At 43.1% G+C, this 12,093-nt stretch carries 7 protein-coding genes; 1 reads left to right on the forward strand and 6 read right to left on the reverse strand.

Annotated features, from left to right (window positions below; all coding sequences use genetic code 11):
• The first annotated feature begins 144 nt into the window (after nucleotides 1-144).
• Entirely contained in the window at nucleotides 145-1,803 is a 1,659-nt protein-coding gene (locus tag AAG747_RS08675) for a carboxypeptidase-like regulatory domain-containing protein (RefSeq protein ID WP_346820763.1), read from the forward strand.
• Between the two features lie 67 nt (nucleotides 1,804-1,870).
• Here the strand turns inward: AAG747_RS08675 and AAG747_RS08680 are convergent, their stop codons facing one another.
• From AAG747_RS08680 to AAG747_RS08705, 6 genes are all read right to left on the reverse strand, one after another.
• Nucleotides 1,871-3,919, reverse strand: a complete 2,049-nt coding sequence (locus AAG747_RS08680; RefSeq protein ID WP_346820764.1) for an MGH1-like glycoside hydrolase domain-containing protein — start codon at nucleotides 3,917-3,919, stop codon at nucleotides 1,871-1,873.
• A 94-nt stretch (nucleotides 3,920-4,013) separates the two neighbouring features.
• Nucleotides 4,014-5,543 (reverse strand): RagB/SusD family nutrient uptake outer membrane protein, encoded by a 1,530-nt coding sequence (locus AAG747_RS08685; protein WP_346820765.1) that lies wholly within the window; start codon nucleotides 5,541-5,543, stop codon nucleotides 4,014-4,016.
• 30 nt (nucleotides 5,544-5,573) lie between these two features.
• Nucleotides 5,574-8,963, reverse strand: a complete 3,390-nt coding sequence (locus tag AAG747_RS08690) for a TonB-dependent receptor (protein ID WP_346820766.1) — start codon at nucleotides 8,961-8,963, stop codon at nucleotides 5,574-5,576.
• Between the two features lie 226 nt (nucleotides 8,964-9,189).
• On the reverse strand, nucleotides 9,190-10,242 hold the full coding sequence (locus AAG747_RS08695; RefSeq protein WP_346820767.1) for a FecR family protein: 1,053 nt from the start codon (nucleotides 10,240-10,242) through the stop codon (nucleotides 9,190-9,192).
• Nucleotides 10,243-10,457: 215 nt separating this feature from the next.
• Nucleotides 10,458-11,123, reverse strand: a complete 666-nt coding sequence (locus AAG747_RS08700; RefSeq protein ID WP_346820768.1) for an RNA polymerase sigma factor — start codon at nucleotides 11,121-11,123, stop codon at nucleotides 10,458-10,460.
• 107 nt (nucleotides 11,124-11,230) lie between these two features.
• Nucleotides 11,231-12,040 carry a DUF1338 domain-containing protein gene (locus AAG747_RS08705; RefSeq protein WP_346820769.1) on the reverse strand — a complete coding sequence of 270 codons (810 nt, stop codon included), beginning with the start codon at nucleotides 12,038-12,040 and terminating at the stop codon, nucleotides 11,231-11,233.
• Nucleotides 12,041-12,093 lie beyond the last annotated feature (53 nt).

Consider the following 12,093-nt stretch of genomic DNA (forward strand, 5'->3'; position numbering starts at 1 on the left):
TGTTAATTGCCTTTAATGAGTGTTAATTAACTTTTATGCTTACATTTATTCCAGTACATTTGGAGTATGAAAAAGTATGTAATATTCTTTTTGCTTTTGTTGGTTTTTTTTCAGGTTTTGGCCCAAAATACAAATTCACTTGTGTTGAGTGGGAGCTTAAGTAGTAAAGCTACTCAAGAACCTATTGCCTTTGCAAACATCGGCATTCTGGGGCAATCTTATGGCACTATTTCCAATCTCAATGGTGAGTTTGAATTAAAAATACACCCGGAAGCTTTGGAAGGTGATTTGAATATAAAAATTTCCTGTATGGGATATGAGTCATTATTACTTCCTCTGAAAGAACTCAAATTGACAAATACCCTTAGCTTTCAGCTTCAGGAAAGCGTGATGGAATTACATACAGTCCCTGTTTATGCGAAAAAATACAATGCACGGGATTTGGTGAAACAAGCTTTTTTAAAAGTGAAAGATAACTATCCGGTAAATCCGTATTTGCTGAATACATTTTACCGTCACTATTGTAAGGAAGAAGGCCAGTACGGTAGGTTGATAGAGGCCGCTGTGGATATTTACGATCCCAAAGGGCATAGACGTTTGTATAAATCTCCGGAGAAAAAGGTGGAAGTCAAAGTAGATCAACTGCGGAGAAGTTTTGATTTTACCAGCTTTTCCGAATTAAATCATGCCCCCATTTCCATTTATAGCTCTCTGGCGAATGATATTACCAGTTACAAAAGTAAATTGCGAAACGCACCCAAAAATTATACTTACGAAGTCATTGATACTACTTATTTTGATAAACAGATGGTGTTTGTAGTGGCTTTTTCCAAAGGAAAAGATTTTATCCGTGGTAAGAATGAGTTGATTCAAAAAGATACGGTATTGCATGAAGGGGAGATGTATATCAAAGCCAGTGACTTTGCTTTTTTGAAAGTGGTAGATCGGCATACCGTGGAGTTTGTTAACGAGGAACGCAAAGTAGTGAATGAATATACCAATACGGTTACCTATAAAAACTACGAGGACAAGTACTACCTGAATCAGGTTCTTTGTGAGGGAACAGCTCTTTTTGAAGCATTTGATGCCAACCGGCAATTGACTGATCATAAAGACCATTACTATCATATTGAAATGATGACTAACAATGTACAAACGAGGGGTTTTGTGCCATATACCGGGCAGGAGCCTTCCCAAAAAGCATTGTTGGAGATTGCGTATGATAAGGCTTTTTGGGAGAATTATAATATTCTAAAAGCCACTCCTTTGGAAGAGCAGATTGCAGAAGATTTAGCAAACCGCCTGCCTCTTGATCAACAGTTTGCCTTATTCAATGCCCAATCGGTGTATAAAGACTCTATCGAAACAGCGCAGTTTCAGAAAATGAAGGAAGAACACAAAGGGGATGTTTTGCTAGTTTCTTTTTGGGATAGCAAAGATAAAAACAGTTTGAAGGCATTGCGGCAAGTCAAAAACGTTACACAAAAATACGAGGGAAGAAATGTGTATTTTGTGTATTTGTCAATAGACCGGGATGAAGATGATTGGCAGAAAGCACGCGTGAAATATTTGCCATCTGTAGGCATGCAGATGCATTTGGCTTTAGGTATGGCATCGCAAATTATCCAGAAATATAATATCCATTCACCGGACAACTATCTTTTATTCGATCATTATGGGCAACCGGTCCGGCACTTTGAGCAATATCCCGGAAGCGAAGAATTAAGCAAAGAAATTAACCGCTTGTTGTTGAGCTCCATGGCGCAACAGGTAATGTATCAATTGCCACAAAGTAAGAAATAAACATACGGGTGGCAGTAAAAGACCTTCCAGGTTTCTAAAACCTGGAAGGTCTTGCTATTTTACATTCCTATTCTTCTGTCAGCCATAGAAGGATATGGGCGGCTGACCAACTGAAATGATGGGCGTTTAACCCCTTTCCATTTATGGGATGATAGTTTTCCCGGATGGGTTGTGGGCTGTTCATCAAGCCTTCCGCTCTGGAAAAAAGCAGAGTCGCCAAAGAGTCAGCCTCCGAAGCAAAACCGTAGTTTTTCATGCCTTTTAAAGCAAACCAGGCTTGGTCCAGCCATACCGGACCCCGCCAGTATCCTTTCGTAGGGTCAAATTCAGAATGGTCGGCAGCGAGCGTAGGGAAGGGGAGGTACGTACTGAATTTATCTTTGTTTACTATGATTTCTGCCGTTTTCTTAGCTTGTGTTTGAGTAGCTATTTTGGCCCATAAGGGGATCCAGGCTTCAGGGCCTTGCACTTTGATTAACGCCTGGGAAGTGAGGGTCCGGTCGTAAAAATAGCCGGAAGCAGAATCATAAAATTCCTTTTGTAATACCTTTATTAGCTCCTGATTTTCCTTTTGAAGTTGTTCCCGGATTGTGTTTTCCCGAAGCAATCCGGCCATAGCTATGAGGTAATTTTTCTCAGCAGATAAAAAGGCGTTCAAATCTACGGATTCTTGGTTGAGTGACCAGGCCGTATCATGATTTTTTAGCATTTCCGCTTGATCAAAGCGCACAGCATTGTCCATTCCGCTTTCCCAGGCAGCAGCTATACGTGTGCCATCCGTAGAGCCGTATTCTGCAATTTGATTTTGGTTGTGATCACGGTCTTGATACCACCACTGATGATATTTGATAAGCTTTGGAAACATCTCTTTAATAAAAGAAGTATCCTGATCTTGTTCGTAAATTTTCCAAACGGCCCAAGCCGACAGAGGAGGCTTGGTATCGCGCCAGTTGTGTTTTTCGATCAATGTGTCCCGGAAGATACAATCGGGAATCATGCCGGCAGCGTTTTGATAGTCAAACATACTGCGCATTTGATTTTTGGCTAAGTCCGGGGCAAACAAACTTAAGGCCGCGGCATGTTTCCAAGAGTCCCAGGCCCAAAAGCCGTGAAAGCCCCGGTAGGCATAGGAAGGAAAAAGTCCGTCATGAAGAAGTTCTCCGGCGGGGCTTCTCCAATTGTTCATCAAGGTATTCAGGGCTTTTACGGCCAATTGTTGTTGCGAGGAATCGGTAGTATTGACCTGGTTCAGTAAGCTTTGTGTGTATTGGTTCCAGCGTTGCTCGTTGGCTTCAAAAGACTTATTCGGTTGTTGCCATACCTCTTCTAATGTTATTTTCTCCCGGTTGTATTCTTCTTGGTTAAACGCCGTAATTTGCGCAACAAAGAAGTCCGCACTTTCCTGAGGTGCCAGCAGCCGGGTTTCCGAAGTTAAATCATAAGAGGGATTTTGATTTTGCACCGAAACTTCCACTAAAGTGGGGGTGTGTACTGCGGCTATCAAATCCTGATCTTTGAAATGGATTTGTATTCCTTCTCTTGATTCTTTTAGGGTTGTATTTTCGTAGAGTACATCGCCTTGCCAACCCACTGTTAGCTTCTGCTCTTCCTGGCTGGTATTCTGAACATGCGCCCTGACAAGAGCTGTTCGAGAAGAGTGGAAAATCAATTGGAGGGTGACTGAAAAATCCGGGTGACTTAATTCTTGTATCAGGGTTCCTGGTAAATAAACACTTTTTTCAGTTTGAAAAGTGATGGGTTGAAGTTTTGCGTCTTTCACCCAAAGCCCCATCAAGCTGGAAGAAAGCCACCGGCCGTTTTTGCGACCCAAAAGGTATGGTCCTATAAACTTTCCGGTGAGGACTGAATCTTTTTCCGGAGGAAGAGCAAAACTATGCCAGGCTCCCATGTCGGAAAAACTGGAAACGGAGAGGTCGCTGGTATCCTTGGGGATGCCTTGCAGGTTCAGAGTGTTGGGAAAATTACTTCGTGTTAATTGGTTGGATATAACAGTGCTTTCGGAGCTTTGCTCATTACCTGTTTGTTGAGAGCACGAAGTACTTCCCAGCCACAACAGGCCAACGATTCCCCAGAGAGCGAGTCGATAGTTTTTCATGAAATTCGTATTTATAATGAATGGAAGCGAAGGAAAAAGTCCGGAGTCCATAGGGACTCCGGACCATAAAACTCTTTTTTAACGAGCTTTTATTTTACCAATTTGGATTTTGTTCCAAATTAGGGTTGATGTTGATTTCCTGTAAAGGAATAGGGTAGAGGTAGTGTTTGTTTTCTTCAAAGTTTTCGGCAAAAGGTTTATCGTGATTGGTCAAGATCGTTTTGATAGACTCAGTGGCCGTGTTGCCCCTTCCCCAGCGGTAAAGGTCGTACCAACGGATTCCCATCTCCATGGCCAACTCTACCGGGCGTTCATGATGGCGGATTTGTGTACGAAGTTCATCCTGGTTCATTGAAGAAAGTTCGGCCGCATTGGAGCGGGTTCTTACCCGGTTCACTTGCGTCAAAGCCTCTGTGGTTTTTCCATTCTCATTCAAGGCTTCTGCATACATTAACAACACATCGGCAAAACGCATCAAAGGAATATCGATACCGGAATAGAAATTTTCATCGTAATCGCTGACAAATTTTTTGAAGAAATAAGGGTGATTGAGATCTTCTTTTACTTCGCTGTAAGCAACCATTTCGTTTGTGCCCAGGCTATACATTTCCGACTCGGGATCGTCAAAAAAGATAGATCCGTAAACCCGGTCGCTGTATTTCCCACCATCTGTCAGGTCATTTTTAAATTCCTCCACCATCCAGGCTGTAGGGTAAAACAAACTCCATCCTCCGGTAGCCGTTGAAGAAGCTTCGTAGCTGAAGGGGTGCCTTTCATCGTTGCCGTTGGAGCGGTCTCCGGAAAACTGGATATCAAATACGGTTTCCGGTCCGTTTTCACCTTTTCCATTAAAGTTATCCTCGTAGTTCGGCAACAAGTCATACGGTCCGTTTTCCACTACGTCTTGGAATTTGCTTTCTGCTTCCGCCCATTTTTCTTGATATAAATAGGCTTTGGCCAAGTAAGCTTTTGCCGTCCATTTGGTGGCTCTTCCCGCCCATTTTTCCGGATGTGCGTCCGGGATGTATTGCTCTGCTTCTGTTAAATCGGCTTCGATTTGTTTCCATACATCCGAAGCGGGGGTTTTGGCAGGAGTTAATAAATCAGGGTCAATTTCATAGCGTAATACCAGTGGCACATCCTCAAAGCTTGTGACCAAGAAAAAATTGAACAAAGCCCGCATAAATTTCATTTCGGCGATGATCTCTTGCTTATATTCCGCATCAATGATGACTTCATCCATCACGGCTACATTTTGCATCACTTGGTTGGCCCGGCCAATACCGGCATAGCAGGTTTTCCATAAATTATAAGGTCCGGAAGCCTCTGTGGTATAGGTGAAGTTGGCCAAGGTACGGCCATAAGGCTCTGCCACCAGGTTATCGACATCGTCCCCCTTGTAATTCATCGAGGTATACAATTCTTCAAAGAAGGTCCATTTGCTTCCCGTATGGGATTGCAAGGTAGCATAAGTGGCTGTGATGGCTTCTAATACATGTTCCTCGGATTGCCAAAAAGAATCATCCGTGAGTTTACCTGTGTTGGGAACATTTAAAAAGTCGTCATTGCAAGAAAAGAAGAGGAATGACAGACATATATATTTAAAATAGTTTTTCACTTTCATTGTTTAATAAGACTTAAATGAGAAATCTGATTAAAAGCGCAAGTTCATACCTGCTACAATGGACTTGTTAAGAGGATATAATCCCCGGTCAACCCCACGGGTAAAGTTTCCGAAGTTGGATAATCCCGGGTCAAAACCTTCGTATTTGGTGAAGGTCAGTAAGTTTAAGCCTCCTACATAAACTCTTGCATGTGCCACTTTAATTTTATCGGTAAGGGCACTAGGCAAAGTGTATCCTAACTGGATGTTTCTCAACCTCAGGTACGAGGCATCTTCCAGGAAGTAATTGGAAGGCCGGAAGTTGGAGTTGTTATCTGCAAGCGTATTTCTGGGAACATCCGTATTCGGACGGTCCGGAGTCCAGGCATTCAATAAGTCTTTAGACACCCCTTGTCTGTACAGCCAGTATTTCACTCCGTTGTACATTTTATTGCCGGCAGTCCCTTGGATAAAGATGGAGAGGTCAAAGTTTCTATAGGTAGCATTGAAATTTAAGCCGTAGTCCAGTCTGGGAAGGCCGCTGTCAAAGAAATCTTTGTCCTCGTCATTTAAATTACCATCGCCATTAACGTCCACAAAACGGAAGTCTCCGGGTACGGCATTCGGTTGAAGCAATTCCCCCCCTGCGTTTGTATGGGCATTGATTTCTTCTTCAGACTGGAAAATGCCATCGACTTTATACAAGTAAAAACGCCCGATTTCACCTCCTACTTCGCTCAAGGTGGTGGGGTGATTCTGGAAATCTATAAATCCTTCGGTGATCGATTCATCGGCAAAACCTAGCTTAGTGATTTTGTTTTTGGTGGCGGCCAGGTTGGCGGTAATGTCAAAATTGAATTCCCCTTCTCTTTTGGCAAAGGTGGCGGCAAATTCCCAGCCTTGGTTTTCCATACTTCCGCCATTGGTATAAGGCCAAACAGTAATCCCGGAAGTAGCCGGAACCGGAACCGTCACCAGCATTTTGGTGGTTTTGGCCTTGAAATATTCCATAGTAAAGGTCAATTGGTCATCCCATAAGCCTAAGTCCAAACCATAGTTGGCCGTGGCGGTTTCTTCCCATTGGATATCCGGGGTGGGTAATTCCGTGCCAATAGCTCCGATCGCTACTTTTTGACTGGCATCCATGCCAAAAGGATAATTCACCACATTCTCACCGATGGTGATCACATTGAGGTATTTGAAGTCTCCGATGGCTTGGTTGCCTAAGGTACCATAACTGAACCTCGGCTTCAAGTCGCTGATAAAGGGTACGTTGAAGAATGACTCTTCCGTTACTTGCCATCCGAGTGACATAGAGTAAAATACTCCGTATTGGTTGTCGGAGTTAAAGCGGGAAGAACCGTCCCTACGAACCGAACCTTGCACAAAATACTTGTCCTTGAAACTATAATTCACTCTACCAAAAAAGGATTGTAATGCGTTGGATGTGTTAATTCCTGTAGCTGCTTGGTCACCGATTCCACTGCTTAATGATTCAAGTTTTTCGGAAGCCAGTTTACGGTTACTTCCTCCTGTAGAGCGGTAGGTGACTTTTTCGGTAGAATATCCTCCCAGGACTTTAAAATAGTGATTGTCCCAATCGTGCTCATACGTCAAGGTGTGCGTAAATACTCTTTCATCTTGACGGTAGCGATTTTCGGAAAGCAAAGGGTTTTCGTTTTGTGCCTGAGCCCCGAAATCATATGCCGCTAAGTGATAAAAGTCATGACCGTTTTCAATGTTAAAACCCATTTGATAGCGGTAATTCAAGCCTTTGAACAATTTCAAATCGGCAAACATATTGACTTGAACATAATCAAGTTGGTTTTGATCCTTTTCCAACATTCTTTCTCCCAGCACATTTCCATAACTGTTTAAGTCAGGGTTCGGAGTGGCAAAACCATTGGGCGAATTCGGATCATAGGCTTCTTTTAACGGGTTTTCTTCCAGAATGTCGAGCAAGGGAGAAAAACCAGCGTCTCCACCTCCGGTAGGTTCTCCAATATTGTTTTTGTTGACCCGTGAATAAGCCAGAATTTGTCCTACTTGTAAGCGGTCTTTCAAAAATTTGTAATTCAGGTTGAGCCGGGCATTGTACCGTTCGTAATCCGTATTGATAATCAGTCCTTTGGTGTTGTAATACCCTCCGCTAAAGCTATAAGTTAATTGATCAGAACCACCGGCAATCCCCAAGTCGTATTTTTGCTCTACTCCGTTCCGGAACATCAAATCCTGCCAATCGGTATCGGCATAGTTTTCCGGGTTCTGCGTCCATGAGGGGATGTCTTTTGAGTCGACCCCGGCATTGATATAGCGATCATAAGTGACTTGGGCCAATTCTTTGCTGTTCATGACTTCAATTTCACCGTTGGAAAGTGTCTGAACTCCTGCAAAAGCATCCAAAGTAACTACCGGAGCACCTTTCTTTCCTCTTTTGGTGGTGACCAAAATTACTCCGTTGGAAGCTCTGGAACCATAAATGGTAGCCGCAGAAGCATCTTTCAACACGTTAATGGATTCAATATCGGCTGGGTTGATATAGGTAATGTCACCCGGGATACCATCGATGATGTACAAAGGGTCGTTGCTTCCGATGGTTCCCATGCCCCGGATACGTACTACCGGTGCACTTCCCGGTGCTCCGGTTCCCGGTGATATGTTTACCCCGGCTACCTGGCCTTGCATCATATTGGCTACATTTCCTCCGGGTACTTTTTGCACATCGGCTACTTTTACGGCTGACATGGCTCCGGTAACATCCCCTTTTTTCTGTGTGCCGTATCCGACTACTACTACCTCTTCCAGCGATTGTACATCCAATTCCATTTGTACATTGATTTCCGAACGGCCATTTACAGGTTGTTCTATGGTTTTATAACCAATGTAGGAGAACGATAAGGAAGCGGCATCCGAAGGAATTTTCAATTGGTAGTTTCCTTCGATATCGGTCACGGTTCCGGTAGTGGTACCTGTGACCACCACACTCACCCCCGGCAGACCTCCTCCGGTTTCATCGGTGACGATACCTTTGATGATTACTTCTTGTACCACCAGGCTAGACGGTACCTCCGTAGACCTGTTGAGGTTTTTATTGACAAAGATATTCCGGTTGATCTGCTTAAACCGCAAGCCGGTTTGCAGAGCAATGTTTTCCAACACTTGAGCCACGGTTTGTTGCTTGGCGGTAATGCTGATCCGCTCTTTCAGGTTGAGTTTGTTATTGCTGTACGAAAACTTGAAGGTTGTGCTCTCTTCAATTTTACTGAAAATTCGCTCTAAAGCGACATCCTCTGCCTCAATGGACAGGTACACTTCTCGTATGTTTTGAGCATTACTGTTGGCTGCGAATAATACCGTATAACATAGTAGTTGTCCGATAAATCCATATAGTCCGTATTTCGAAATCATACAAAATACATGTAAAATTTTTTCATATTTCATATTTTTGAATGTGTTTAAGGAAGTTGAAAAATTTCTTTAAAGGCAAAATGATTCTCTTCCAGTGCGGCTGTATGTGTAGCTGATCCCTACGCACAGCTGCCTGGGAATGTTAACCGCCAGCAATATCCTGACCCGATGTTGCTGGTTTTTTTGTTGCCAGGAAGTTTGTCTGAAATAACCTTCCCAGACTTTTTAACTACTGTTGTTCGATTGCATAATTGAGTAATTATTTTTGACGGATATATACATTGTTATTTTGGATTTCAAACTGAAGATCAGTGGAATAACTAATGCCTTTGAGCACATTTTCCAGCGCTTCATGATGGAATTGCCCGGTATAGTTTTGGTTCTCGGCTACCGGGCCTATTTTTTTGAATTCCAGGCCATACCAGCGCTCCAGTTTCCAGGTAATTTCCGTAAGGTTGGCTTTTTTAAAGATGATCAATCCTTCCCGCCAAGCCAGGACTTCCTTCGGGTCAAAAGCACGCTTTTCCACTTTGTTATGAAAGCGGTTGTAGGTGAACATTTCACCCGGTGCCATGGTGACTTTGTCTTCTTTGATCAGGCTGACCTCTTCGCTCTGTACTTCAACTTTTCCACTGACCAAAGCAATATTAACTTCGGCAGCTTCCGGGTAGGCGTAGATATTGAAAGAAGTGCCTAATACCCGGGTTTTCAATTTGCCTGCTTTGACGATAAAAGGCCTTTGGGCATCTTTGCTGATTTCGAAAAATGCTTCACCTTCCAAGGTGACTTCCCGTTTGTCATGGGCAAAATGCTTGGGGTATACCAACTTGGAATCGGCATTGAGTTTGATAACCGAACCGTCACTGAGACGGAGTGTGGTTTTTTGCCCTTTGGGGTTATATTTTTCTATCAGAACTAGTTCCGGTTTGGAATCAGTCTTGTCCGGTGTGTCACTTGTAAAAAAGTTAATACGGGCCATCCAAAGTAATACAAGGACTGCCGCCATACCGGATACGATAGGTAGCCAATGCCGGCCTTTGGAAGTTGTGACTTGATGAACAGGCCGGAAGTTCGGTTTTTGTTGTTGTATATTTTGCCAAAGGGCTTCTTTCTTTGCCGTAGATAAAGTACCGTTGAAAAAATGCAGATTGGTAAGCAATTGCCGGGCTTGCCTGACCGCTTCCATCCGTACGGGGGCCTGGTTTTGCCATGCTTCCCAATAACGGGAGGTTTCCTCATCGGGTTGCCGGACCCATTTCAGAAAGGAATCGTTAGTGATTAATTCTTCAACTGTATAATCTTGATCATTCATAGAAGATGTATTTGCTCTATAAGAGGAGCTGTGTTTTAAAATCTACTCACTTGAAGCAAAAAAAATATTTTTTTTCGCTGACGGTCTACAAAAATCGCTAGAGCGATGGATAGAATTTTTTTTTAGGACTTCTGAATTGCGCAAGTACATTGTGTACCTATCCGTAGCATCTTTGTATAAATAAAACAAAGAAGGGGATGGGGTTGCTCTCAAATCTATTGTCTCAAAAAGCTTATCAAAACCAGTACAACGAGCAATATTTTACGCAAATGCTTTAAAGCTCTGTGAATCAGATTGTAGACTGATTGGGAATTCATGTCCATCGTTTGGGCGATTTCGCTACAAGAGAGGTTATTGTAAAAGCGCAGGTACAGGGCTTCCCGTTGGCGGTCAGGAAGTTTGTTAAAGGCCTCTTGCAATTTCTCTTTGTGTTCCAGAGCGGTTTGGTGTCGGATCAACTGCTGTTCATGAGAAAGAACCGCTTCAAAAGCATATCCGTCAATTGCCGGGTCTTGGCTAAGCTTTTTGCGGTCTTGGGAAAGTTGCCGGAAAAGCTTCCTGCGCAAGGATTTGAGTAAATAAGCCCGGATATGTTGGATGTCCCCCAGGTTATGGCGTTTGCACCAAAGTTCTACAAACAAATCCTGGATGCATTCTTCCGCAGCCTCATGGTTAGCAGTCAAGTGGGTGGCATAATTATAAAGCGCATCCACATGTTTGTCGTAGAGATAGCGGTACGCTTTTTCACTTCCCTGCTTAAATTCACTCCATATTTCGCTATCGCTTAAGCCCGCATACATTTCGTTTCGTGGGTTGCGAAAAACGGTAAAGTTCCTCTGAACTTTTTGATGATCAAAGTCTTCAGCTTTGCTTTTGGGCATAGCTTGTGGATAAATTGGTGAAAAAATGGCTAACTTTCAAGTACGCGTAGAAGATAAAAACCTTCCGGGTTTTCAAAACCTGGAAGGTTTGGAACGAGCCCAAAGGCTTATTGTCCCCGGTCGGTGCTTTCAAAAATCTTGTCCGCTGACTTGGCTACAAAGCCACTGTACAACTTTCCGGATTCGGTAGGATAGCGCTTGGCAAATTCATAATAACAAGCCGGGATCACGTGTTTTCCATCAGAAAAAACGACTTCGGTATTGTACGCCAAGGTAGAGGATTGTTCCAGATATACCTCTTTTGACCCTTTGATTTCCCCGCCACTATCGTTTAATTTAAAGCCTTTCTCTTTCAGGAAGGCATTAAGCGACTCTAAGTCCGGAAGTGTCTTGAGGGCATTTACATTTACTGTAAAGTGATTCGGGCGAAAACCAAAAGCAGCGGTCCACGCAGCATATTCACTCTTTTCTTTTAACTGCTGATACGTTTGGTAAGACAATTCCCAAGGGCGGCCCATAGAACTGAAGTCAAAACGCTCATAATCCACTTCCGCAATCTGTTCTACCAGTGAGTTGATAATGGTATTCAGCTCTTCATCAAACTCCTCCAATTGCAATTCGCTGATAAAAATCCGGGGAAGCGTTTCATCACTGTGTTCGAAATGCTTGGCATATAGTTTTTTCTCCGTAAAGTAATAATCGCTTTTTTCTTCATAGCCACAAGCTTTGAATACTTTGGCCAATTGATCGATATTGATTTTAGGATGGTTGAAGGTGCGGAATGCAATATGATCGTTCAAAACTTCATTGCCCTCGGCCTGAATTAAGTCGTGAATTTGTTGAGCAGGAGGGTTGGTTTCTACATAATCCCGCCACATTTTACCTAGTAGCTGCTCCAGTGTTTGAATAGATGACATTGTGTTGATGTTTTTATGTGATTGAAAATTGGGTTTAAGGAGTGAAACAAGTG

It is taken from the genome of Rapidithrix thailandica (assembly GCF_039710355.1).
GTDB lineage: Bacteria > Bacteroidota > Bacteroidia > Cytophagales > Flammeovirgaceae > Rapidithrix > Rapidithrix thailandica.

Bases quoted from the DNA above. Each gene is read 5' to 3' on its own strand.
- AAG747_RS08685 (WP_346820765.1), bottom strand. From the start codon at position 5,543: ATGAAAGTGAAAAACTATTTTAAATATATATGTCTGTCATTCCTCTTC.
- AAG747_RS08695 (WP_346820767.1), bottom strand. From the start codon at position 10,242: ATGAATGATCAAGATTATACAGTTGAAGAATTAATCACTAACGATTCC.
- AAG747_RS08705 (WP_346820769.1), bottom strand. From the start codon at position 12,040: ATGTCATCTATTCAAACACTGGAGCAGCTACTAGGTAAAATGTGGCGG.
- AAG747_RS08700 (WP_346820768.1), bottom strand. From the start codon at position 11,123: ATGCCCAAAAGCAAAGCTGAAGACTTTGATCATCAAAAAGTTCAGAGG.
- AAG747_RS08680 (WP_346820764.1), bottom strand. From the start codon at position 3,919: ATGAAAAACTATCGACTCGCTCTCTGGGGAATCGTTGGCCTGTTGTGG.
- AAG747_RS08690 (WP_346820766.1), bottom strand. From the start codon at position 8,963: ATGAAATATGAAAAAATTTTACATGTATTTTGTATGATTTCGAAATAC.